Annotated in this window: 20 protein-coding genes; 6 read left to right on the top strand and 14 right to left on the bottom strand. The window is 66.8% G+C overall.

Annotation, left to right across the window (positions count from 1 at the left end):
* Positions 1–47: 47 nt before the first annotated feature.
* The 6 genes from tsaE to trxA all read left to right on the top strand — a co-directional run bounded on the left by tsaE (position 48) and on the right by trxA (position 9,055).
* The gene (gene tsaE, locus GY791_18505) at positions 48–533 is read left to right on the top strand and encodes a tRNA (adenosine(37)-N6)-threonylcarbamoyltransferase complex ATPase subunit type 1 TsaE (protein MCP4330419.1); all 486 of its coding nucleotides are present in this window, start codon (positions 48–50) and stop codon (positions 531–533) included.
* On the top strand, positions 416–1,540 hold the full coding sequence (locus tag GY791_18500) for a phosphotransferase (protein MCP4330418.1): 1,125 nt from the start codon (positions 416–418) through the stop codon (positions 1,538–1,540). The genes tsaE and GY791_18500 overlap by 118 nt, the downstream gene beginning before the upstream one ends.
* The gene (locus tag GY791_18495) at positions 1,537–2,247 is read left to right on the top strand and encodes a nucleotidyltransferase family protein (protein ID MCP4330417.1); all 711 of its coding nucleotides are present in this window, start codon (positions 1,537–1,539) and stop codon (positions 2,245–2,247) included. The genes GY791_18500 and GY791_18495 overlap by 4 nt, the downstream gene beginning before the upstream one ends.
* Positions 2,244–5,243: a double-strand break repair protein AddB gene (addB, locus tag GY791_18490; GenBank protein ID MCP4330416.1), complete on the top strand. Its 3,000-nt coding sequence runs from the start codon at positions 2,244–2,246 to the stop codon at positions 5,241–5,243. Before GY791_18495 ends, addB begins: the two co-directional genes overlap by 4 nt.
* Positions 5,240–8,650 carry a double-strand break repair helicase AddA gene (addA, locus tag GY791_18485; GenBank protein ID MCP4330415.1) on the top strand — a complete coding sequence of 1,137 codons (3,411 nt, stop codon included), beginning with the start codon at positions 5,240–5,242 and terminating at the stop codon, positions 8,648–8,650. Before addB ends, addA begins: the two co-directional genes overlap by 4 nt.
* Before the next feature lie 84 nt (positions 8,651–8,734).
* On the top strand, positions 8,735–9,055 hold the full coding sequence (gene trxA, locus GY791_18480; GenBank protein ID MCP4330414.1) for a thioredoxin TrxA: 321 nt from the start codon (positions 8,735–8,737) through the stop codon (positions 9,053–9,055).
* Between the two features lie 69 nt (positions 9,056–9,124).
* Here the strand turns inward: trxA and GY791_18475 are convergent, their stop codons facing one another.
* The 14 genes from GY791_18475 to aroA all read right to left on the bottom strand — a co-directional run bounded on the left by GY791_18475 (position 9,125) and on the right by aroA (position 22,886).
* Positions 9,125–10,435, bottom strand: a complete 1,311-nt coding sequence (locus GY791_18475) for a bifunctional folylpolyglutamate synthase/dihydrofolate synthase (protein ID MCP4330413.1) — start codon at positions 10,433–10,435, stop codon at positions 9,125–9,127.
* Positions 10,432–11,394 (bottom strand): acetyl-CoA carboxylase carboxyltransferase subunit beta, encoded by a 963-nt coding sequence (locus GY791_18470; GenBank protein ID MCP4330412.1) that lies wholly within the window; start codon positions 11,392–11,394, stop codon positions 10,432–10,434. Before GY791_18470 ends, GY791_18475 begins: the two co-directional genes overlap by 4 nt.
* A 45-nt stretch (positions 11,395–11,439) precedes the next feature.
* Positions 11,440–12,273: a tryptophan synthase subunit alpha gene (locus tag GY791_18465; protein MCP4330411.1), complete on the bottom strand. Its 834-nt coding sequence runs from the start codon at positions 12,271–12,273 to the stop codon at positions 11,440–11,442.
* The gene (gene trpB / locus GY791_18460) at positions 12,270–13,484 is read right to left on the bottom strand and encodes a tryptophan synthase subunit beta (protein ID MCP4330410.1); all 1,215 of its coding nucleotides are present in this window, start codon (positions 13,482–13,484) and stop codon (positions 12,270–12,272) included. The genes GY791_18465 and trpB overlap by 4 nt, the downstream gene beginning before the upstream one ends.
* Before the next feature lie 58 nt (positions 13,485–13,542).
* Positions 13,543–14,190, bottom strand: coding sequence for a phosphoribosylanthranilate isomerase (locus tag GY791_18455; GenBank protein MCP4330409.1), 648 nt, complete (start codon positions 14,188–14,190; stop codon positions 13,543–13,545).
* The gene (locus GY791_18450) at positions 14,187–15,095 is read right to left on the bottom strand and encodes a hypothetical protein (protein ID MCP4330408.1); all 909 of its coding nucleotides are present in this window, start codon (positions 15,093–15,095) and stop codon (positions 14,187–14,189) included. Before GY791_18450 ends, GY791_18455 begins: the two co-directional genes overlap by 4 nt.
* Before the next feature lie 76 nt (positions 15,096–15,171).
* Positions 15,172–15,996, bottom strand: coding sequence for a hypothetical protein (locus GY791_18445; protein ID MCP4330407.1), 825 nt, complete (start codon positions 15,994–15,996; stop codon positions 15,172–15,174).
* A 103-nt stretch (positions 15,997–16,099) separates the two neighbouring features.
* On the bottom strand, positions 16,100–16,813 hold the full coding sequence (gene pyrF / locus GY791_18440; GenBank protein ID MCP4330406.1) for an orotidine-5'-phosphate decarboxylase: 714 nt from the start codon (positions 16,811–16,813) through the stop codon (positions 16,100–16,102).
* Positions 16,810–17,928 (bottom strand): FAD-dependent oxidoreductase, encoded by a 1,119-nt coding sequence (locus GY791_18435; protein MCP4330405.1) that lies wholly within the window; start codon positions 17,926–17,928, stop codon positions 16,810–16,812. The genes pyrF and GY791_18435 overlap by 4 nt, the downstream gene beginning before the upstream one ends.
* 5 nt (positions 17,929–17,933) lie before the next feature.
* On the bottom strand, positions 17,934–18,302 hold the full coding sequence (locus GY791_18430; GenBank protein ID MCP4330404.1) for a LapA family protein: 369 nt from the start codon (positions 18,300–18,302) through the stop codon (positions 17,934–17,936).
* A 40-nt stretch (positions 18,303–18,342) separates the two neighbouring features.
* A complete protein-coding gene (locus tag GY791_18425) occupies positions 18,343–18,624 on the bottom strand; it encodes an integration host factor subunit beta (protein MCP4330403.1) in 282 nt (93 codons plus the stop codon).
* A 247-nt stretch (positions 18,625–18,871) separates the two neighbouring features.
* The gene (rpsA, locus tag GY791_18420; GenBank protein MCP4330402.1) at positions 18,872–20,800 is read right to left on the bottom strand and encodes a 30S ribosomal protein S1; all 1,929 of its coding nucleotides are present in this window, start codon (positions 20,798–20,800) and stop codon (positions 18,872–18,874) included.
* A gap of 122 nt (positions 20,801–20,922) precedes the next feature.
* The gene (locus tag GY791_18415) at positions 20,923–21,558 is read right to left on the bottom strand and encodes a (d)CMP kinase (GenBank protein MCP4330401.1); all 636 of its coding nucleotides are present in this window, start codon (positions 21,556–21,558) and stop codon (positions 20,923–20,925) included.
* Positions 21,555–22,886 (bottom strand): 3-phosphoshikimate 1-carboxyvinyltransferase, encoded by a 1,332-nt coding sequence (aroA, locus tag GY791_18410; protein MCP4330400.1) that lies wholly within the window; start codon positions 22,884–22,886, stop codon positions 21,555–21,557. Before aroA ends, GY791_18415 begins: the two co-directional genes overlap by 4 nt.
* Between the last annotated feature and the right edge of the window lie 176 nt (positions 22,887–23,062).

The following is a 23,062-nucleotide window of genomic DNA, read 5'->3' as shown; positions in this document are numbered from 1 at the left end:
AGCGGCGGATGGATGGGCCGGAAATCGGGCTCGGCGCACAGGTGGCAATGCCAACGAACCAAATCGCCAAACTGGTTTTCGTCGACGAAGCGGCCACCCGTGACTTTGCGCGCCGCTTCGCGCCGTGCCTCGAAGCCGGTGACGTGATCGCCCTTGCCGGACCCCTCGGTAGCGGCAAGAGCGTTTTCGCGCGCGCCGTCGTTCGAACCCTCGGTCGCGCCGACGAAGACGTGCCGAGTCCAACCTTTACGCTGGTCCAGACCTATGATGTGGCGGACTTCACGTTGTGGCATTTCGATCTCTACCGGCTCGGATCGGCGCGCGAGGCGCTCGAAATCGGCCTCGAAGAAGCGTTCGCCGGCGGCGTCTCGCTGATCGAGTGGCCGGAGCGTCTGGGCGTGTCACTGCCACTGGAATGTCTGTGGATCGAGCTCGATTTCGATGCCGACACGGATCGCCGCACGATGCGACTGTCCGGCCCCGGCTCGTGGTCGCGGCGGCTCGAGCCGATCATCGCGGATGCGCCGGCGTGACACCCCGCGCACAGCTCATCGATCGCTTCCTCGCCGCGTCCGGTTGGGGCTCGGCCCGACGCCGGCCGCTCGACGGCGACGCCTCGTTCCGGCGCTATATCCGGTTGATCAAGGACGATGGCGCCATGGCGATGCTGATGGACGCGCCGCCGCCGCAGGAAGATGTCCGCCCGTTTGTCGTTGTCGACCGCCATCTGCGCCGGCTCGGCTTCAGCGCGCCGGATATTCTGGCCGAGAATGCGGAGCACGGGTTCCTGTTGCTCGAAGACCTCGGCGACGCGACCTTTACCCGCGTCCTCGCCGAGGGTGGCGACGAGACCAACCTCTACGCGCTGGCGACCGACGTTCTGATCGCCCTGCACCGGCATGCGGGGTCGGTCGACGCCCCGGTTCCGCCCTACGACGATGGGCGCCTGCTCGACGAGGCGGTGCTGCTCGTCGACTGGTTCCTGCCGGCGGTGACGGGAACGCCGGTCACCGATTCCGACCGCAGCGACTATCTCGATTTGTGGCGCCAGATGCTACCAGTGGCGCGGGGCGTTCCGGATTCGCTGGTCCTGCGCGACTACCATGTTGACAACCTGCTTCGCGTCGACCGCCGCCAAGGGCTGGCCGCCTGCGGCTTGCTCGATTTCCAGGATGCGGTGATCGGACCCTGTCCCTACGATCTGGTGTCGCTGCTGGAGGATGCCCGTCGGGATATATCGGGCGTACTGATCGAATCCATGCACGCGCGCTACCTCGAAGCCTTCCCGGAGCTCGACCGCGACGCCTTCACCGCCAGTATGGCGGTGCTCGGCGCTCAGCGACACGCCAAGGTGATCGGGATCTTCACCCGCCTCGACCGGCGCGACGGGAAGCCGATCTATCTGCGCCATATTCCCCGTGTCTGGCGCTTGTTGGAGCGCAATCTGAGCCATCCCGCCCTCGCCGAGCTGCGTCGCTGGATCGACGAACGGGTGCCGCCGACGCTGCACGTCGCGCCGCCGCCGTGCCAAAGCCGATGACCGGTCCGGCCCGGGCGATGGTGCTGGCGGCCGGGCGCGGCGAGCGGATGCGGCCGCTGACCGAGACGCTACCCAAGCCCCTGATCGAGGTCGCCGGTATATCGCTTGTCGATCGCGTGCTGGCTCATCTCGCCGCCGCCGGCGTGGAATCGGCCATCGTCAATACCCATTACCTGGCGGCACAGATCGAAGAACGTCTCGCCGGGCGGCAGGCACCCGGTGTCGAGATCAGCCATGAAAGCGAATTGCTTGACACTGGCGGCGGCGTGGCAAACGCATTGCCGCTGCTCGGCGCCGCCCCGTTCTTCGTCGTCAACAGCGACGCGCTATGGACCGATGGCGCCGCGCCGACCCTCCGCCGCCTCGCCGCGTCATGGGACGAGACACTGATGGATGCGCTGCTCCTCGTTGTACCGGTCGCCGAGGCCTGGGGCTACGACGGCAAGGGCGATTACGAGGTGGCGGCCTCAGGCCGTCTTGCGTCACGCAACGGCGCCGCGGCGCCGTTCGTCTTCGCCGGCGTTCAGATTCTCCATCCTCGCCTATTCGCCGGCGTCGCGGTCGCACCGTTTTCGCTCAAGCGGCTCTACGACCGGGCCGAGGATGCCGGCCGGCTCCACGGCCTGGTCCATGACGGCGCCTGGTTCCACGTCGGCACACCGGCCGCCCTGACCCTTGCCGAAACCCGGCTTGCCGCCTTGCCATGAGCGGTGCACCAGCGGTTTACACCATTCCGCCGTGGTGTTCGTTCGCCGATGCGCTGGCGCGGGGCCTCCTGGCCGATACCGCGGGTCATCCCGAACGGCTCGCCGACACCGTCGTATTGGTGCCGACGCGCCGGGCCGTGCGCGCCCTGAGCGAGGCATTCCTGCGCCAGAGCGCGGGCCGGCCGACCTTGCTGCCACGGCTCTCGGCGATCGGCGATGTCGAGGAGGACGCGCTGTGGTTGGAGCCCGCCGACCTACACGAAGACATCGCTCTGGAAGTGCCGCCGGCGATCGGCGATCTGCAGCGGCGCCTGTTGCTCAGCCGCCTGATCGGCGCCGAGCAGAAGGGGCTGAAGAAGGCGCGCCAAGGCGGCACGACGGGTCACCGGCCGCTGACCGCCGACCAGGGCGCCCGGCTGGCGGCCGAGCTCGCCCGCTTCCTCGATCAGGTCCAGATCGAGCGACTGAGCTTTGACCGGCTGGAAGACTTGGTGCCCGATGATTACGCGGCGCATTGGCAGGTCGTATTGCGGTTTCTTCGCCTGCTGACCCGGCACTGGCCCAATGTTCTCGCCCAACACGGCCAGATCGATGCCGCGACGCGGCGCAATCGCCTGCTCGAGGCCCAGTCGGAGCTGTGGCGCCGATCGCCGCCGCCGGCGCCGGTGATCGCCGCCGGGTCGACCGGTACCGTGCCGGCCACCGCGGACCTCATCAAAGTGGTGGCGGGGCTACCGCGCGGCGCGGTCGTCCTGCCCGGCCTCGATCCGAACCTCGACGATACGGATTGGAGCGAGCTGCCGGCGACCCACCCGCAGGCGGCGATGGCACGCCTGCTCGATCACATCGGCGTTGCCCGCCAGGCGGTCGCGGATTGGCCCGGGGCGGTCGACGCCACCGGCTCTCCGGCGCGGGCGGCGTTGGTAAGCGCGGCCTTGCGCCCGGCCGCCGGCACCGCCGCGCCGACCGGCGATATCAACCGCGCCGCCGCCGCGGCGGCTCTCGAAGGCGTTTTCCGTGTCGACTGCGCGACCGGGGAGGAGGAGGCCGGGGTCGCCGCCCTGGTCTTGCGCGAGGTGCTCGATACCCCGGGCAAGACGGCGGCGCTGGTCACCGCCGATCGCGTTCTGGCGCGCCGGGTCGCGGCTGAATTGCTGCGCTGGGACGTCAAGGTCGACGATTCGGCGGGGATTCCGCTGGCGCTGACACCGGTCGGCGTATTTCTCCGTCTGACGGCGCGGATGGCCGCCGGCGACCTCGCCCCGGTCGACCTGTTGGCGGTGCTCAAGCATCCGTTGGCGGCGGGCGGCGTGGCACCCGAGACATTCCGCGCCCGTGCGCGCGAGCTCGAACGGGCGGTCCTGCGCGGGCCACGCCCGGCGCCGGGCTTCGACGGCCTCAAGCGGGTGATGAGGGGACCGCGCTATGCCGACCTTCGTCGCTGGTTGACCCAATTGAAGGCGGGTGGCGCGCCCTTTGTCCGCGCCGTCGGCCGCCGCCGCGTTCGCCTCGCCAAATTGGTCGACGCGCATGTCGCTTTTGCCGAATGGCTTGCCGCTGGTGCCGAGCAGAGCGGTGCGGCGCGGCTGTGGTCGGGCGAGACGGGGGAGGCGGCGGCCCACTTTGTCGCCGAACTGGCCGCGGCGGCGGCCGGCCAACCCACCATGGCCGGGGCCGAATACCCCGCCTTGCTCGACGCGCTGATGGCCGGCCATGTCGTCCGGCCCCGATTTGGCGGTCACCCTCGGCTGGCGATATGGGGCCCGCTCGAGGCCCGGCTGCAGCAGGTCGACCGCCTGGTCCTCGGCGGCTTGAACGAGGGCTCGTGGCCGGCCGACGTGCGCGCCGATCCGTGGATGAGCCGGCCAATGCGGAAGCAATTCGGCCTGCCACCGCTGGAACGCCAGATCGGCCTGGCGGCCCACGATTTCTGCCAGGCGTTCTGCGCCGCCGAGGTCTTCCTTACCCGGGCCGAGCGGGTGGACGGCACGCCGACGGTCGAATCGCGTTGGCTGTCCCGGCTCGACGTCGCGCTCAGCCGTGCCGGGGTCAATCCGGCAGGGCTCCGCCGCGCCGGGCACCTGATCGAGTGGTGGCGGCAGCTCGACCGGCCGGCGGCCTACCGCCCGGAGCCACGGCCGGAACCGCGGCCGCCGGTGGCGACGCGTCCGCGATCGCTGTCGGTGACCCAAATCGAGAGCTGGCTGCGCGATCCCTATTCGATCTATGCCCGCCATATCCTGCGGCTGAGGCCACTCGACCCGATCGACGCCGAGCCCGACGCCGCCGACCGGGGAACGATTATCCACGATGCGCTCGACCGATTCCTCAAAGCCTATCCCGCGGCGCTTCCCGACGATGCACTCGATCGCCTGCTGGAGATCGGCGAGGCCAGCTTTCGTGCCTTCCGCGACCGTCCCGGCGTGCGCGCCTTCTGGTGGCCGCGCTTCGAACGCATTGCCGGCTGGTTCATAGGCCAAGAGGCGGCGCGGCGGGTCCGGGTCGCCGATAGCCGGTCCGAGGTCAAGGGTAGGGCGGAGTTGACCGATGATATCGCGCCGTTCGAGCTGCGGGCGACGGCGGACCGGATCGATCGTTTCACCGACGGCGGTCTGGCGATCATCGATTACAAGACCGGGTCGGTACCGCAAGTTCGGGAGATGCGCGCCGGGTTGGCGCCGCAATTGCCGCTCGAAGCAGTCATCGCCGCGGCCGATGGCTTCGACGGTGTGCCCGCGGCGGTGGCTAGGGAACTTGCCTATTGGCAGCTCGGCGGCGGCGCACCGGCCGGCACGATCCGCGATTTCGACGGCGACCCCGAGGCGGCGATGGCCGCGGCGCGCGCCGGCTTGATTGCCCTCGTCCGCCGCTTCGACGATCCGGAAACGCCGTATTTGCCGGTCCCGCGGCCGATGGCGGCGCCGCGCTACAACGATTATGCCCATTTGGCGCGGGTCCTCGAATGGTCGGTCGGCGCCCCGGTCGGCGAGCCATGAATGCCGCCGATCCAATCTTCCGCGCCAACGCCGATCAGCGCCGCGCCTCGCGTCCCGACGCCTCGGTCTGGGTCACCGCTTCGGCCGGCACCGGCAAGACCAAGGTGCTCACCGACCGCGTCTTGCGGTTGCTGCTGGCCGGCACCGCACCGTCCCGGATCCTCTGCCTGACATTCACCAAGGCGGCGGCCGCCGAAATGGCGCTGCGCATCAACCGCCAATTGGCGGAGTGGGCCGTCATCGACGAATCTGAATTGGCTGCGACGCTGACCGACCTGACCGGACTGACCCCCGACTTCGGGATGATGGCAACGGCGCGCCGTCTGTTCGCCGACGGCATTGATGCCCCACAGGGCCTTCAAATCGACACGCTCCACGCATTTTGCCAGTCGATCCTCCGCCGCTTCCCGCTCGAGGCCGGCATTGCGCCCCATTTCGAGGTCCTCGACGAACGCACGGCGTCGGAAGTGCTGCACGAGGCCAAAGCGCAATTCCTGCTTGCCGCGGCTGGCGACGACGGCGGATTGGCCGAGGCCATGGGCGTGCTGAGCGGTGTCGCCCACGAAAACCGTTTCGATGAGCTCATCCAATCGCTGAGCGCCGAACGTGGCCGCTTTCGCGATCTTGTCGCCGGTCGTGGCGGGGCCGAACGCCTGATCGGCGATCTCTACCTGCGACTCGGCGTGCCGCCGACCGAAACCGAGGCCGATGTTCTCCGGCGCGCGTGCCGCGACGATGCCGTCGACGGCCCGGCACTGACCGCCGCCGCCGCCGCGCTGATGGAAAGCACCAAGACCGATCGGGGGCGGGGCGCGGTGGTGGCCGCCTGGCTCGGCGATCGCGACGACCGGGTGGCGACTTGGGACACCTATGTCGCCGCCTTCCTGACCGCAGCGGGTTCGCGGCGCAAGACGCTGATCGGCAAGGAGGCGGCATCGCGCGCGCCCCAGGCGGACGCGGTGCTGGGCGCCGAAGCGGATCGCATCGAAGCGGTCGAGGCGTCGCGGCGGGTACACCGCACGGTGTCGGCGACCGCCGCTCTGATCCGCGTCGGTGGTGCGATCCTCGATGCCTACGATGTCCTGAAGGCGCGGCGCGCGGCACTCGACTACAACGACCTCGTCCTGCTGACCCGGGACCTGCTGCGCAACGCCGGCGCCGTGTCGTGGGTGATGTACAAGCTCGACGAGGGTATCGACCACATTCTGATCGACGAGGCGCAGGACACGAATCCGGAGCAGTGGCAGATTGTCGCCGCCTTGGCCGGGGATTTCTTCGCCGGCGAGACGCGCGATACGGAGGCAAGCCCGCGCACGATTTTCGCGGTCGGCGATGCCAAGCAATCGATCTTCAGCTTCCAGCGCGCCGACCCGGCCGGCTTCGCCGCCAACCGCGCCCGGTTCGCCGAGCTGGTGGGCCACGCCGGGCAGGCGTGGGATGAGGTTGATTTGGATATCTCCTTTCGTTCCGCCGCCGCTATTCTCAACGCCGTCGATGCCGTGTTTGCCCACGATACTGCCCGCGACGGCGTCGTCGGCCCCGGTCTTACTCTCGGTCATCGGCCATCGCGCCTCGGCCAGGCCGGCCGGGTCGAGTTGTGGCCCGCGGCGGCACCTCCCGAAGATCCCGAGATCGAAGCCTGGGCACCGCCGGTCGACAGTCACGTCCAAACCGATCCGGAACAGCGCGTCGCGGCCATGGTGTCGGACCGCATTGCCGGCTGGATCGAGACCGGCGAGCGCTTGCCGGCCCGTGACCGCGCCGTGCGGCCCGGCGATGTCATGATTCTTGTTCGCCGCCGCGGTTCTTTCGTCGCCCGCATGGTCCGTGAACTCAAGAACCGGGGGATCCCGGTCGCCGGCGTTGACCGCATGATCCTGAACGAGCAGCTCGCGGTCATGGACCTGGTCGCACTCGGCGCGTTCCTGCTGTTGCCGGGCGACGACCTGACGCTGGCGACCGTCCTCAGGAGCCCGCTTATCGAGCTGAGCGAGACGCGGCTCTATGATTTGGCGGCCGGGCGTGGCGACCGCACGCTGTGGGCGGAACTGACGGCGCGCCGTGCCGACAACGAAGACTTCGCGACGGCACACGGTCGCCTGGCGCAACTCCTGGCGACAGCGGATTTTGTCCCACCGTTTGAATTCTATGCCCGGCTCCTCGGCTCCGGCGGCGGGCGGCAGCGATTGCTCGCCAGGCTCGGCCCCGAGGCGGCGGATGCGATAGAGGAGTTCCTCTCCCTGGCGCTGGTCTTCGAGCGCAGTCATCCACCGTCGTTGCAAGGGTTTCTGGCGTGGTTCGGCGCCGGGTCGAGCGAGGTCAAGCGCGAGCTCGAACAGGGCCGGCGCGACGAGGTCCGGGTCATGACCGTTCATGGCGCCAAGGGGCTGCAAGCGCCGATCGTCATCCTGCCCGATACCCTGCAGGTGCCGAGCGAGCGTGGCGTGCGCTTGTTCTGGGACCGCGACGTCGTGCTGTGGCCGCCCCGCAAAGCCGACGACGAAGCGATCGCCGCCCGACTTCGCGGCGAGGCCGACGCGCGGCGTATCGAAGAATATCGCCGCCTCCTCTACGTCGCCATGACCCGGGCCGAAGACCGGCTCTATATCTGCGGCTGGGAGACCCGGCGCGCGGCACCTGCCGGCAACTGGTACGAGCTGGCCAGGGCGGGAATGGCGCCACCGGTGGGGTCCCCGTTTCCGGTCGGTGACGGCGCCGGATTGTATATCGAAACCGAGCAAACGGCGGACGCGGAAAAGACGGCGGACGCGGTTGGTCCAATGGAGCCGACACCAATCGCCGACTGGGTGACGACCCTGCCTCCCGCCGAACCGTCGCCGCCGCGGCCGTTGGCGCCGGCGCGGGGCGACGGCACGGAACCGGGGCTGGTCTCGCCGCTGGCCGACGGCGGGCACATATTTCGCCGCGGCCTGCTTATCCATAAGCTGCTCGAGCTGCTGCCCGAGACGGCGCCAGCGGAACGCGCCCCGTTGTGCCGGCGTTGGCTCGCCCGGCGTGGCGACGATCTCGACCCGGAGGTGCGCACTGCGATTGTTGCGGAAACTCTGGCCGTCCTCGATGATCCCCAATTCGCGCCGCTTTTTGCACCGGGCTCGCGCGCCGAGGTTGCCCTGACCGGAATCGTCGGCGACCGGGTAGTCAGCGGTCGGGTCGATCGCCTCGCGGTGACTGAAACAGAGGTTCTGGTGGTCGACTATAAGACCAATCGAGCGCCGCCTCGCGAGATTGCCGATATCCCGCCGATTTACCTCTCGCAGATGGCCAACTATCGTGCTCTGTTGAGGGAAATTTACCCTTCCAAATCAATACGTTGTGCGCTGCTGTGGACGGATGGACCGGGCCTGATGGCGGTGCCGGACGAGGCCCTCGACGGCGACGTGCCTTGACGCGCTGCGGGCGCCTTCTTAGATTTCTGATAAGCGGAACGGATATGTCCTCACCGCGCCACTATTCCATCCGGGGGAATCGCGATGACAACGACGAAAGTGACGGATGACAGCTTTGAGAACGATGTCCTCAACGCGTCCGGGCCGGTGATCGTGGATTTCTGGGCCGAGTGGTGCGGTCCCTGTCTTCAGATCGCGCCCGCGCTCGAGGATCTCGCGCGCGATCTTTCGGAAAAAGTCACCGTCGCCAAGTTGAACATCGACGAGAACCCGACCACGCCGCAAAAATATGGCGTGCGCGGCATCCCGACCCTGATGATGTTCAAGGACGGGCAGGTGGCGGCGACCAAGGTCGGCAGCGTGCCCAAGAGCCAGCTTTACGACTGGGTCGAGTCCGCGATCTGAGTCCCGCCTACCCCGCTCCGGGCGTGGCGCGAAGCCAAGAAATCGACTCTAACGGACCCTCGGACAGAATTACGCGTTCTCACCGAGCACCGCGCCGGCCAGGTAGAGCGAGCCGCAAATGAGGATCCGCGCCGGCGTATCGTTGGCGGCGACAAGCCCGCGCACGGCGTCGGCCACGGTCGCCGCGGGCGCCGCCTCGAGGCCGCAATCGGCGGCGGCGCGGACCAGGTCGTCGGCGGCGATAGCCGCGCTCTGACCGGGAATGGTCACCGCATAGGCGCGCCGGGCGATTTTGGCGAAAGGCGCCAGGAAAGCGCGCGGGTCCTTGCTGTCGATCATGCCGACAACGAGATCGAGCGGGCAGTCGTTCCATCGCACCAGGGTTCCGACCAAGGCGCGGGCTGCGTCTTCGTTATGTCCGCCGTCGAGCCACAGCGCCCAACCCGGCGGTAGGGTGCCGACCAGCGGTCCGTGATCGAGGCGCTGGAGGCGGCCCGGCCAAACCGTCTGAGACAGGCCCTGGCGGATCGCGGTCGCCGGAACGGTGAAGGCAGGGAGGTGTTCGAGGCAGGCGATCGCGGTCGCCGCGTTGGCGATTTGATGGCCCCCGGGGAGGGCCGGACTGGGCAGACTAAGCCGCCACTCGGAGCCGTCGAAACGAAACCCGGGGCCGGCTTCGGACACCGTCCAATCGCGGCCATAGGCGGAAACCGGGGCGCCGAGCATGGCGGCGCGGTCATCGATCAGCGACAGGACCTCGGCTGGCTGCGGGCCGATCACCGCGGTCACACCCGGCTTCAGAATACCGGCTTTCTCGGCCGCGATCTGGGTCAAGGTGTCGCCGAGATATTGCTGGTGGTCGAGGCTCACCGGGGTCAGGGCGGTAAGCGCCGGCCGGTCGATCACGTTGGTCGCGTCGAGGCGCCCGCCGAGTCCGGTTTCCAGCAACAGAATGTCGGCCGGATTACGCGCGAACCCCAACATCGCCGCAATTGTGGTGATCTCGAAGAAGGTGATCGGTTGGTCGAAGTTGGCCCGCTCGGCTTCGTCCAGCAGTTCGATCAAATATTCGTCTTCGATCGTCGTTCCGGCGAGAACGATGCGCTCGTTGAATCGAACCAGATGGGGCGACGTGTAGACGTGCACGCGATAGCCGGCGGCGCTCAGAATCGCACGCAAATAGGCGAGCACCGATCCCTTGCCGTTGGTGCCGGAGACATGCACCACCGGCGGCAGATGATGGTGCGGGTTGTCGAGGGCGTCGAGCAGGCGGTGGACGCGGTCGAGTGATAAATCAATAATCTTGGGGTGCAGCGCCAACAGGCGGTCCAGCACGATGTCGCGGCGAGCCGCCGCATTGGGAAGCGTGTCGAGCTTCAGCTCTCTTCCCCCTCGGGCTCAGAGGCGATGGCGGTGTCCGCGGCGCGAGGCTCCAGTTTCGCGTCCGGTTTCGTCTTCCGCTCCGACTTCATCGCCGGCAGGGCGATGATGTCCTGCGGGGTGAGGAAACCAAGCAGCCGGATCATCGTGTCGCGCATTTTGTGGCGATCGACCACCATGTCGACAATGCCGTGGTCGAGCAGATACTCGGCGCGCTGGAATCCGTCGGGCAGCTTTTCGCGAATGGTCTCCTCGATGACCCGCGAGCCGGCAAATCCGACCACCGCGCCCGGCTCGGCGATGGTGATATCGCCAAGCATGGCAAACGATGCCGATACGCCGCCGGTCGTCGGGTCGGCCAGGATGACGATATAGGGCAGGTCCGCATCCCGCACTTGATTGACGGCGATCACCGTGCGCGGCATTTGCATGAGCGAGAGGATCCCTTCCTGCATCCGCGCGCCGCCCGAGGCAGAGATGACGATGAAGGGCGCCTTCAACGCCACCGCTTGGCGGGCCGCCGTCAACAAACCTTCGCCGACGGCCAGCCCCATCGATCCGCCGAGAAATTCGAAATTGAGAACCGCGAGAACCGACTGTATGCCGCCGATGGTACCTTGGGCCGCAATCAGGGCGTCGGAATGTCCGGTCTTGGCCTGGGCATCTTTCAGCCGTTCGCTGTAACGCCTGCGGTCGCGGAATTTGAGCGGGTCGGGCTCGACCTTGGGCATCTCGATGAGTGCGTAGGTCGCGTCGTCGAATAGCATATCAAGACGCTTCGCGGCGCCGATCCGCATGTGGTAGTTGCAGTGCTGGCAGACCCGTAGATTGGCCTCCAGCTCGCGATGGAACAGCATCTGCTCGCAGCCGGGGCACTTCTCCCACAGGTTCTCGGGCACTTCGGTCTTGCTGACCAAGGCGCGGATTCGGGGACGGACAAAATTGGTGAGCCAGTTCATCTTCGCTTCCGTGCCGGGTCGATTCGCGACCGCGTGACGATCACACTAACCGGAGCCATTGCCGCCGCGGACCGCAGCCCCGAGTTGGGCTGCGAATCCTAGCACATTTTGGACCAGATCCGGTTCTGGCCTGCCCTCCGCGTCGAGGCCGTCGGCGATACGCTGGACGAGTGCCGAGCCGACCACCGCGGCATCGCCGAGCCGGGCCATGGCGGCGGTCTGGTCGGGCGTCTTGATGCCGAAGCCGATGGCGATCGGCAATTCGGTGATTCCCCGTAGCTGCGCGATGCCCTGTTCGATATCCGCCTCGACCGCGGATACGGTACCGGTGACGCCGGTGACCGAGACGTAATAGGCAAAGCCATCGGCCCCCTGGAGGACGGTGCGCAGGCGGGCGTCGTCGGTGGTCGGCGCGATCAGCCGGATCATGTCGATGCCGGCCTGCCGCGCCACCGGTGCCAGCTCATCCTCTTCCTCCGGCGGCAAATCGACGATGATCAGGCCGTCGATTCCGGCCGCCGCGGCGTCGGCCGTGAAGGCCGCGACGCCATATGCATAAATCGGATTGTAATAGCCCATCAGGACGACCGGTGTTTCGTCGTCCGCAGCGCGAAACTCGCGTGCCAAGTCGAGCGTTTGGCGCATGTCGGCGCCGGCCTTGAGGGCGCGCGACCCGGCGGCCTGAATCGCCGGACCGTCCGCCATCGGGTCGGAGAACGGCATGCCGAGCTCGATAACGTCGGCGCCCGCTGCCGCGAGCCCTTTGAGAATGGACGCCGAGGTCTCACGGTCGGGGTCGCCGGCGGTGATGAAAAGGATAAGGCCACCGCGGCCCTCCGCTTCAAGGGCCGCGAAGCGGCGCGCGAGGCGTTCGTTCACAGGGTCACTCCCAGCGCCTCGGCGACGGTGAACACGTCCTTGTCGCCGCGTCCGCACATATTCATCACAATGAGATGGTCGGGCGGTAGCTGTGGCGCGATCTTGGCCACCTGGGCGAAGGCATGGGCCGGCTCGAGCGCGGGAATGATGCCCTCGAGCCGGGAGCAATGCTGGAACGCCGCCAGCGCCTCGTCGTCGGTAACGGCGACGTAACTGACGCGGCCGGTGTCGTGGAGCCAGGCGTGCTCGGGGCCGATGCCGGGGTAGTCGAGACCGGCCGATATCGAATGCGCCTCCTGGATTTGGCCGTCGGCGTTCTGCAGCAGATAGGTGCGGTTGCCGTGCAGGACGCCGGGACGGCCGCCGGTGAGCGAGGCCGCGTGCTTGCCGCTGTCGAGGCCGAAGCCCGCCGCCTCGACACCGATCATGGCGATGTCGGGCTCGTCGAGGAAGGGATGGAACAGCCCCATCGCGTTCGACCCGCCGCCGATGCAGGCGACCAGGGTATCGGGCAGGCGGCCTTCCAATTCGAGAATCTGTTCGCGCACTTCGTTGCCGATCACCGACTGGAAGTCGCGCACCATCGCCGGATAGGGATGCGGCCCGGCAACCGTACCGATGACATAGAACGTGTCGTCGACGTGGGCCACCCAATCACGCATCGCCTCGTTGAGAGCATCCTTGAGGGTGGCGCTGCCGCTGGTCACCGGCACCACTTCGGCGCCGAGAAGCTTCATGCGGAAGACGTTGGGAGATTGCCGGGCGATATCGACCTCGCCCATATAGACGGTGCACGGCAGGTCGAACAACGCCGCCACCGTGGCCGTCGCGACGCCGTGCTGGCCGGCCCCGGTCTCGGCGATGATCCTGGTCTTGCCCATGCGTTTGGCGAGCAGCACCTGGCCGAGACAATTGTTGATCTTGTGAGCGCCGGTATGGTTGAGCTCGTCGCGCTTGAAGTAGATCTTGGCGCCGCCGAAATGAGCGCTCGCCCGTGCCGCGTGATAGAGCGGGTTGGGCCGCCCGACATAGTCGCGCAGGTAGCGCGCGAATTCGTCCTGAAACGCGGCGTCGGCCTTCGCTTTTTCATAGGCGGCGCCGACCGCCAGCACCAGCGGCATCAGCGTCTCGGCGACGTATCGGCCGCCATAAATGCCGAAATGACCGCGCTCGTCCGGTCCGGCCCGGTAGGTGTTCATCTGTGCTGGCATGGCGCTCCGCCAGGGTGATCGCTCTGGCGGCGGAATGAAGCACAGGCCGAAGGAAAGGTCAAAGACTCGCGACGATGGCGAGAAACTCGCGAATCTTCTCCGGATTCTTGACCCCGGGCCGGTCCTCGACCCCCGACGAGACATCGACGTAGGTGGCGCCGCTGATGCGCACCGCGGCGGCCACGTTGGCCGCGTCGAGCCCGCCCGACAGCATCCACGGCAAGGCCCAGGCGCGCCCGTCGAGGAGGTGCCAGTCGAACGACAACGCATTGCCTCCGGGCAAGGCGTCGGTCATCTCCGTGGGCGGCTTGGCATCGAACAGGATACGGTCGGCGACGGCCTCGTAGGCGGCAACCCGCTCGAGGTCGGCCGCGCCCGCGACCTTGACCGCCTTCATCACCGGCAGGCCGAACCGGGACTTGATGGCGGCGACACGGTCCGGCGACTCGCTGCCATGGAGTTGCAGCAGATCGAGACCGATCGCGTCGAGAATGGCGGCGATGACGTCATCTTCCTCGTCGACCAAGAGGCCGACCTTGTCCACCGTCTCCGGTACCGTGCCGGCCAACGCGGCGGCCTGGGCCGGTGTCACGTAGCGTGGCGATGGCGCATAGAAAACGAGGCCGACGGCGCGCGCGCCGCCGCTCACCGCCGCGTTCATCGCGGCGGCGTCGTTGATGCCGCAGATTTTGGCCGCCACGGTCATGCGCCGCCATTGCCGTTCGACCACACCGCCGGCGCCGCGGCCGGCGGTCCCGGCACCCAACCGGTGGCGGCGCGGAAGGAAAGCGAGATCAATGTCACGTTGAGGGCCAAGGCGACGAACGCGGCGATGGTATAGACGCCGCCGATGACCAGCGCCGACACGATGATCGCCGCGTCACCGCCCTGGGCGCCGGAATAGGCGACGACCGAAATCAGTGCGACGAGAACGGAGACCACCGGCACCAGGACCACAACCATCGCCAAATTGACCAATATCGAGATGATGATGAGGCGCCAACCGTTGCCCCGGGTGTGGCGCCACGAATCGGCCAAACCGTAACGCTCGCCGACGGCGCAGGCCGGAAACACGAAACAAAGCCGGAAAAAAACATAATAGAAGACGAGGAGCGCGACGAACATGATCGGCAGGATGGTGAACACCGTCTCCATGGATTCCGGTGATATCCCGGGCTCTCCGCCTGGCGACGGCTCGACCAAAGTCGCCATGAATACGGTGACCGGCAGGGTCAGCACGACCATCACCACGTAGAGCAGAATCTGGTAGCCGAAAAACACCGTGTGCCGGCGCCGCCACGCCATCGGGGAACTCGTCTCCGCCGCGCTGGCGAGCAGCACTAGACGGTGCCAGGCGACCGCGAACAGCGTGTACGACATCGCCATAATCAGATAGTGGGCGATCTCAAAGATCGTCGAAGCGCTCACCGCCGCCGGGCTGTAGAGCATGACCAGGGGCACCGCGAAGGCGACGATCGCAATCAGGAACGGCCAGGCGGCGACGCCCGGGAGCTTGCCGATCAACCGCCAGCAGGTGCCATAGGTGTTGCTGAATATCTCGCCGATGGCGAGTTTCCGCCCGGTCGGCGGCGGCGTAGAGGTCACTGTCATGGGATTCGGCTCCACCGGAATGGGCTGATCGTCGCCCGCCCATCATTCCATATAGCGCGCTCGATGCCAAAAGGCTCTAGGTGGTCGCGGGCGGCGTCGTTGGCGGTGCCGCCGCGATCCAGCCGGTGCAGGTACGGAAGGTGATCGACAGGCCGGTTACCGCGGTGGCAATGAACGCGTAACCGGCCAGGGCACCGATTGCCTGTTCGAAAATGACTCCGAGGGAAAGCGGCGGCGCGGCCCTGATCTCTTCGCCGGCCGCACCGTCGAAGACCGTCGGATCCGCGGCCATGAAGGCCATTATCGCAATTATGAAGGGCAATCCGACCAGAATTGAAATGGCGGAGATTCGCCAAAACCGGCCCCGCGTGGTGCGCCATGAATCGGCGAATCCGAACGATTCACCGACCGCGGCGGCCGGGAATACGAACGATAGACGGACCAGCAGGAACAATGTCAGGGGCATTAGAGCAAAAGTCCACAGCAGTACCAGCATGGCAATCTCGGCCGAATCCGTGCCGTCCGGTCCGACAATGCCGGGCAACAAGAAGACAAAGTCGAGGAGGCTGAGGACCAGCGCATAGACAAAAAAGGTCGTATGGCATCGGTCCCAAGACGCGACATGGGCGGCCTCGGCACCGATCAGGGTCAGTCGGTGCCAGGCGACAGCAAACAGGGTGTAGACGATATTGCCGGGAATCAAAAAAATCAGCGTCGACAAGATAGGATCCAAACCGAGGAGGGCGTCGAACACGCCAAGCATGGTCGACAGCGCGATCGGCAGGACGACGATGCGCGGAAACTGCGGCGCCAGGTCGAGCAACGTGCGATAGATGGTCGCCACCGTCCTGCCGACGGGAAGGGAGCGCGGTGCCGCGGGCGGCGTACTGGAAAGCGTCATTTCGACCCCATTGTAGACGCCAATATTCCCCTAAACCGATAATTGCTGGCAGGACAATAAGTGGCGCGATTGGCGGCGTCCAGCGACCCCATTTACCGCCACACTACCCGCCGCTGCCCGAATCGATTCCGGCGATGATGGCGCGAGCCGCGGCGGCGGGATCCGGGGCGGCGGTGATCGGACGGCCGATGACCAGATAGCTGGCGCCGGCACCCAGCGCCTCGGCCGGTGTGGTGACCCGTTTCTGGTCGCCCGCCGCGGCGCCTGGCGGCCGGATACCGGGCACCACGAGAACGAAATCCTCGCCGCAATCTTGGCGCAGGGCGGCGGTTTCGCGGGGCGAGCAGACGACCCCGTCGGCGCCCGATTCCTGGGCCAGAGCGGCGAGGCGCCGGACCTGATCGAGCGCCGGCCGGGATTGTCCGACACGGTCGAGATCGTCGTCACTCAGGCTGGTCAGAACGGTGACGGCGATGATGCGCGGCCGCGTACCCGCGGCTTCGCGCGCCGCCTCGGCGGCGGCGGCGATCATCGCTGGACCGCCGCCGGCATGAATGGTCAGCAGGAAGGGCTCGATCGGGAGGCAGGCGCGGACCGCCGCCGCCACGGTATGGGGAATGTCGTGGAGCTTCAGATCGAGGAACAGGGGCAGGCGCCGTTCGGCGATCGCAGCGACGCCGGCCGGGCCGCGGGCGGCGAAGAATTCGAGCCCCAGCTTGAGCCCGCCGACGACATCGGAGAGCGCGTCGGCGAGTTCCACCGCCCGCACCGCATCGGCGGTGTCGATCGCGCAGAATATGCGGGCGCCCGCGCTCATCCCGGGCGCGCGCCTTCGAGACCGGCCGCCCATCGGCCGAGCGCCGCCGGTTCCTGCCCGCCGGCCATGGCGTCGGCCAGTTCCAGGCCCAACAACGGACCGAACTTGAAGCCGTGGCCGGAGAACCCGGTCATTACCCAGACGCGGTCGCCAATCGGCTCGACGATAATATTCTCATCGGGCGAAATGGTGTAGAAGCAGGTCCGGCCGGAAGCGAGACGGAAGCGGTCGAGATCGGCCACTCGCCGGCGGCACAATTGGTAGATCGCGCGCGTCTCCGCCGGGGCGGCTTCGCGATCCGCGCTCGGATGGCCGGACAAGGAAAAACCGTGGTCGCCGACCTTCATCGACGTGCCGCCGACCGGTGGTACCAGATAGAGACCTTCGTCGGGCCCGATATCCACCAATATCGGTGCCGCCGCCCAGGCCGCGGCGAGGTCGTCGGGGGGCGTCAGATAAGCCACGATCTGGCGCGACGGCGTTACCCGCGCCGCGAAATCCGGGACCAGGTCGCCGACCCACGGACCGGCGGCGACGACCAACCGGTCGGCGTGGTCGCGCCGTCCGTCGGCGAGCGTTACGGTGGCGGCATCCGGGCCGATCGCGGTCACCGCGCTATGGGCGTGGATCGTGACGCCGCGGGTGCCGAGATGGTGGCCGAGGCGCTCGATGATGCGGCCGGCGAGCAATGCCCCGCCGCGACGGAAATAGAGCCCGCAATCGACGCCGTCGAAGCGCATGAGCGGGAACCGTGCCGCCAATTCCACCGGCTCCAGGCGCTCGTAGTCGATGCCAACCCGATCCAGGGTGGCGATCGATCGGTAACCAAAGCTGTCGCGGCCGCGAACCAGGGTCAGGATGCCGGTCTCGGCATAGAGGCGCTCGTCCAGGTCCTGCCAGACCAAATCCCAGGCCTCGAAGGCGCCTCCGATCATCCGCGCATAGCCTTCCTTGTCGCCGTAGATTTGGCGAATCGCGCGGTGCTCGTCGACGGACGACGCATGAGGATTGGGAATCGGGCCCTGCTCGTAGACGCGGACCGAATCGCCGCGCCTGTGGCAAGCCCAGGCGGTCGCCAGGCCCATGATGCCGGCGCCGACGACAATGACCTCCATTGCGATCAGCCTTGGGCGGCGCGGCTGGGTGGCAGGCTGGGCGGTGCACCGGAGTTCGTGGAAGGTAGGGGTGAACGCCCCGGCTCGGTCGCCGAGGCGGCGCGCTTGACCGCTTCGAGTTCACGCCGCAGATGATCGTTCTCGCGGCGTGCCTCGCGGGCGCCACGCCGCCATTTTCGGCCCGACCACCAGGTAGTAATGGCGCCGAATAGAAATCCGAGGACAACGGCGACCAGCAGAACCGCGAACAAGGGTAGGATCGCGGCGTAGGGCAGCGGCCAGAAATCAACTTCGACCGGCGCCCGGTTGCTCACCGCGAAGGCCGTAACCGCGAGCGTCACGATAGCGGCAATTATCCAGATTATGAGCTTCACGATGGTCGCACGGCCGCGCCGCTCCTTTTCGTGCCGCCGGTCATGGGCGGTTGAGACGTTCCCTTAACTGTTTGCCGGTCTTAAAGAAAGGAACATGCTTCTCCTCGACATGCACGGTCTCTCCGGTACGCGGGTTGCGGCCCACGCGCGGCGGCCGGCGCTTGACCGAAAACGCCCCGAATCCCCGCAATTCCACGCGATCGCCCCGTTCCAGCGCGGCAGCGATCTCATCGAAAATCGTCGATACGATTCGTTCCGCCTCACGTTGCAGCAAATGCTCGTTTTGCTCAGCCAAACGCATAATAAGCTCGGACTTGGTCATGCGACTCCCCTTTGCCTAACTGGTCGGGCGGTGTACCGCAAGAACGCACACCACGACCCGCCGATTTTTTTGGATTTCCAGGCAGTGTTAAGGGTGCCAGACCGCCCCCCGACCGTCAAGCATAAGTGTCTCTGAAAGAAAGGTTTTCCAGCGCCGAAAGGACGCATACGGAGCAGATTCGCGAGCCGCAGTAGCGGCCGAGCGGGCGGCAGGGGCGTGGCGCTCCGCGCCCCCGCCGCGGTACCGGTTATGCGTCTTTTGGCTCGTCGGGCGCGTCCTCGGCGTCCTCGGGCCCATCGCTGGCTTCTTCGGGCGTATCCGCGGCCTCTTCGGGCGCATCCTTGGCCTCGTCGGACGCGTCCGCAGGCGCCGTATCGTCCGAAGCGGCCTCAGGCGCGGCCTTTTCCGCTGCGTCGTCGGTTGCCTCGGTTTCGGTCGGCTCCTCCGATTCGGGGGTCTCCCGATTCTCGCTGGCCTTGCTAAGCGCGGCGCCAAGAATGTCGCCAAGGCTGGCGCCGCTGTCAGACGAACCGTATTGAGCCATCGCCTCTTTCTCTTCGCGCACCTCCTTCGCCTTAATCGACAAAGTGATGCGGCGGGTCGATTGATCGACCGAGCTCACCACCGCATCGACCTTCTCGCCGACCGCGAAACGGTCCGGGCGCTGCTCGCTGCGGTCGCGCGACAGGTCCGACTTGCGGATGAAGCCGGTGGCACCGTCGCCCAAAGAGACCTCGATTCCGGCTGGCGTCACCTCGGACACGGTGCAGGTCACGATGTCGTTCTTCTTGATGTTGGCGGTGGTCGAGGTGAAGGGATCGTCGCTCAGCTGCTTGATGCCGAGGCTGATGCGTTCCTTCTCAAGGTCCACGTCGAGCACCTTGAACTTGACCATTTCGCCCTTGGTGAAGCCGCTGATAGCTTCGTCGCCCGATTTACCCCAGCTCAGATCGGACAGGTGAACCATGCCGTCTATGTCGCCGGGTAGGCCGATAAAGAGGCCGAATTCGGTGATGTTCTTGATCTCACCCTCGAGCTCGCTGCCGACGGCGAACCTGTCGGCGAACTCGGCCCACGGGTTCTCCTGGCATTGCTTGATGCCGAGACTGATGCGCCGCTTTTCGGAATCGACCTCAAGCACCATCACCTCGACCTCTTGACTGGTCGAGACGATCTTGCCGGGATGCACGTTCTTTTTGGTCCAGCTCATCTCCGAGACATGGACCAGACCCTCGATCCCGGGTTCCAATTCGACGAAAGCGCCGTAATCGGTGATGTTGGTGACCCGGCCCTTGAGCTTGGTGCTGATCGGATACTTCTGCACCACCCCATCCCAAGGATCGGCCTCGAGTTGCTTCATGCCGAGGCTGATGCGCTGGGTCTCCGGATTGAACCGGATGACCTGGACTTGAACGCTTTGGCCGATCTGCAAGGCCTCGCTGGGATGATTGATGCGGCGCCAGGCGATATCGGTCACATGGAGCAGTCCGTCGACGCCGCCGAGGTCGACGAAGGCGCCGTAATCGGTGATGTTCTTGACAATACCGGTCAGCACTTGGCCTTCCTTGAGGTTGGAGATCAGCTCGGCCCGCGCCTCGGCGCGGGTCTCCTCGAGCACCGCCCGCCGCGACACCACGATGTTGCCCCGCTGGCGGTCCATCTTGAGGATCTGGAACGGCTGCTCCTGGTTCATCAGCGGCGTAATGTCGCGTACCGGCCGGATGTCTACTTGGCTGCCCGGCAGAAAGGCTACCGCGCCGGACAAATCGACGGTGAACCCGCCCTTGACACGGCCGAAGATAACGCCGGTAACCCGCTGATTGTCCTTGAAGGCCCGCTCAAGCTGCGTCCATGCCTCTTCCCGGCGGGCGCGCTCGCGCGACAGCAAGGCCTCGCCATTGCGGTCCTCGAACCGCTCGACATAGACCTCGACCATGTCGCCGATCTTGATTTCGGATCGCAGGCCGGGGGCGGAAAACTCTCGCAGCGGCACCCGCCCTTCGGACTTCAACCCGACGTCGATGAGGGCGAAATCGTTCTCCACGGCGATGACGGTGCCCTTGACCACGCGGCCCTCATAGCCGCGTTTCTGATCGAAGCCGTCGTCGAGGAGGGCGGCGAAATCGTCGTCGCTCATCGCGCTGCCGGGATCCTGGGTTTCCGGGGATGTGTTCATGTGGCGTCGTTCCTTTCGGTATTCAGGCCAGCCGGTTGAATCCGGCGGTCTTACAACAATAATCCGCGGCCATACCCGGCCGCCGCTCGGAACTGCGGTGCGAAACCGCCTTAGGCGATTTCCTATCCGTTCCGCGATTTCAGGTATGCCAGGGTCGCTTCGAAGGCCGCGTCTGCATCCAGGTCCGTGGTGTCCAGCATGAAAGCGTCTATTGCCACCTTCAATGGCGCCACGTCCCGCCCGCTATCGCGGGCATCGCGTTCCGTCAAGTCCTGCAGAACGCGGGCATATATACTGTTTTGACCCCCGTCAATCAACTCTTTGTGGCGGCGACGGGCGCGCGCCTCGGCCGACGCGGTGACGAATATCTTGGCGTCCGCGTCGGGGCAGACCACGGTTCCGATATCGCGGCCGTCGATCACGGCGCCGGCCTTGCCGCCGGGCGGGCTCGCTGCAAAACGCCTCTGGACGTCGTTCAGCACCCGGCGCACCTCGGGATAGGCAGCGACGACCGACGCCACCGCGGCGATATCATCGTCGCGCAGGCGCGGCGAATCCACGAGATCGAGATCGAGCGCGCGCGCCGCAGCGGCGGCCGCGTCGGCATCCTGCGGGTCGGTCCCGGCGGCGCGCAACGATAGCGCGAGCGCACGATAGAGCGACCCGGTGTCGAGATAGGCATAGTCGAAATGGGCTGCCAGCCGCCGCGCCAACGTGCCCTTGCCGGCGGCGGAGGGGCCATCGACGGCGATGATCATGGGGCTTCGGAACCGCCGATGCGGGCGCCGAGCGACTTTAGATGCGCCGTGAAATCGGGATAGCTGGTGGCGATCGGGTCGGCATCGTCGATTGCGACCGCCGCCGCGGCACCCAGGCCGAGCACCAGGAAGGCCATCGCGATGCGGTGATCGAGCCGGGATTCGACGACGCCGTCGCCGGGGGGCGGTCCGCCGCACCCCTCGATGGTGAGGCTGTCCGGAGCGACCTCGGTCGCGATACCGCAGGCGGCGAGACCGGTGGCGATGGCGGCGATACGGTCGCTTTCCTTGACCCGGAGCTCGCCGATCCCGCGGAACGTCGATGTGCCGCGGGCGCAGGCAGCGGCGACGGCGAGGACGGGATATTCGTCGATCATCGATGCGGCGCGGCGCGGCGGGACGTCGACGCCGTGCATCGCGCTGCTGGCGACCAAGAGATCGGCCACCGGTTCACCGGCCAGCGTGCGTTCGTTGGTGAACTCGATATCGGCACCCATTTCGATCAGCGTCTGGTACAGCCCGGTCCGCAGCGGATTGACCCCGACCCCGGTAATGCGAATCGCCGATTCGGGCGTAATCAGTGCGGCGACGGTGGGGAAGGCGGCTGACGACGGGTCGGCGGGGACGGTGACTTCGTTTGCGGCCAGCTCGGGTTGGCCAAACAGCGTCGTCCATCGACCGCCGTCCTCGGCGGTCTCGGTTTTCAGATCGGCGCCGAAATAGGCCAGCATCCGTTCGGTGTGATCGCGGGTCGGCGTCGGTTCGACGACAACGGTTTCGCCGGGCGTGTTCAAACCGGCCAGCAGGATCGCGGATTTTACCTGGGCCGATGGCACCGGAAGCTCGTAGGCGATGGGCAGGGGCGCGGCGGCGCCGGTCATCGTGACCGGCAGCCGGTCGCCGCCGCGGGCCCCGACCGTGGCGCCCATCTGTCTCAGCGGATCGAGGACGCGGGACATCGGCCGCCGCGACAGCGATTCGTCGCCGATGAATATACTGGTGATCGGTTGGGTGGCGACGAGGCCCATGAGCAGGCGCGCGCCGGTCCCCGAATTGCCGAGGTCCAGCGCGGTTGCCGCTTCGCGCAGGCCACCGACGCCACGCCCGACGACGCGCCACAACCCGGACCCCTCGCGCTCGATGGAAATCCCCATGGCGCGCAGCGCGCCGGCGGTGGCCAGCACGTCGTGACCTTCGAGCAGGCCGCGGATGGTGGTTTCGCCAACCGCCGAGGCGCCGAGCAGAAGGGCGCGGTGCGAAATCGACTTGTCACCGGGAGCGGCGATCGTACCGCTAAGTCGCTGGCTGGGTTGGGCCGAAACGGCCATGGCGGGCACCCTGGATATGCTCGATGGCGGTCTTGCGCCGGCCGCCGATTGGTTCGAGGAAGTCCCTATCACAAACTGGCGCCCATCGCGACAGAGCAAAGCTGCGATTGTGGTTTGACAGGCGCTCGCGAACATGGCAATTGGCACGCCCTTGTCCTCTCTGCATTCAGCACATT

This window comes from Alphaproteobacteria bacterium, assembly GCA_024244705.1.
GTDB lineage: Bacteria > Pseudomonadota > Alphaproteobacteria > JAAEOK01 > JAAEOK01 > JAAEOK01.
Note: the sequence above shows the minus strand (reverse complement) of the source record. Positions and strands in the feature narration are given on the sequence as shown.

Coding starts and splice junctions, on each gene's coding strand:
- rpsA (MCP4330402.1), bottom strand. CDS start 20,800: ATGAACACATCCCCGGAAACCCAGGATCCCGGCAGCGCGATGAGCGAC.
- GY791_18500 (MCP4330418.1), top strand. CDS start 416: ATGTCTGTGGATCGAGCTCGATTTCGATGCCGACACGGATCGCCGCAC.
- GY791_18495 (MCP4330417.1), top strand. CDS start 1,537: ATGACCGGTCCGGCCCGGGCGATGGTGCTGGCGGCCGGGCGCGGCGAG.
- GY791_18455 (MCP4330409.1), bottom strand. CDS start 14,190: ATGACCGTGGCGGCCAAAATCTGCGGCATCAACGACGCCGCCGCGATG.
- GY791_18470 (MCP4330412.1), bottom strand. CDS start 11,394: ATGAACTGGCTCACCAATTTTGTCCGTCCCCGAATCCGCGCCTTGGTC.
- pyrF (MCP4330406.1), bottom strand. CDS start 16,813: ATGAGCGCGGGCGCCCGCATATTCTGCGCGATCGACACCGCCGATGCG.
- GY791_18450 (MCP4330408.1), bottom strand. CDS start 15,095: ATGACAGTGACCTCTACGCCGCCGCCGACCGGGCGGAAACTCGCCATC.
- tsaE (MCP4330419.1), top strand. CDS start 48: ATGCCAACGAACCAAATCGCCAAACTGGTTTTCGTCGACGAAGCGGCC.
- addA (MCP4330415.1), top strand. CDS start 5,240: ATGAATGCCGCCGATCCAATCTTCCGCGCCAACGCCGATCAGCGCCGC.
- trxA (MCP4330414.1), top strand. CDS start 8,735: ATGACAACGACGAAAGTGACGGATGACAGCTTTGAGAACGATGTCCTC.
- trpB (MCP4330410.1), bottom strand. CDS start 13,484: ATGCCAGCACAGATGAACACCTACCGGGCCGGACCGGACGAGCGCGGT.
- aroA (MCP4330400.1), bottom strand. CDS start 22,886: ATGGCCGTTTCGGCCCAACCCAGCCAGCGACTTAGCGGTACGATCGCC.
- GY791_18415 (MCP4330401.1), bottom strand. CDS start 21,558: ATGATCATCGCCGTCGATGGCCCCTCCGCCGCCGGCAAGGGCACGTTG.
- GY791_18435 (MCP4330405.1), bottom strand. CDS start 17,928: ATGGAGGTCATTGTCGTCGGCGCCGGCATCATGGGCCTGGCGACCGCC.
- GY791_18425 (MCP4330403.1), bottom strand. CDS start 18,624: ATGACCAAGTCCGAGCTTATTATGCGTTTGGCTGAGCAAAACGAGCAT.
- GY791_18445 (MCP4330407.1), bottom strand. CDS start 15,996: ATGACGCTTTCCAGTACGCCGCCCGCGGCACCGCGCTCCCTTCCCGTC.
- addB (MCP4330416.1), top strand. CDS start 2,244: ATGAGCGGTGCACCAGCGGTTTACACCATTCCGCCGTGGTGTTCGTTC.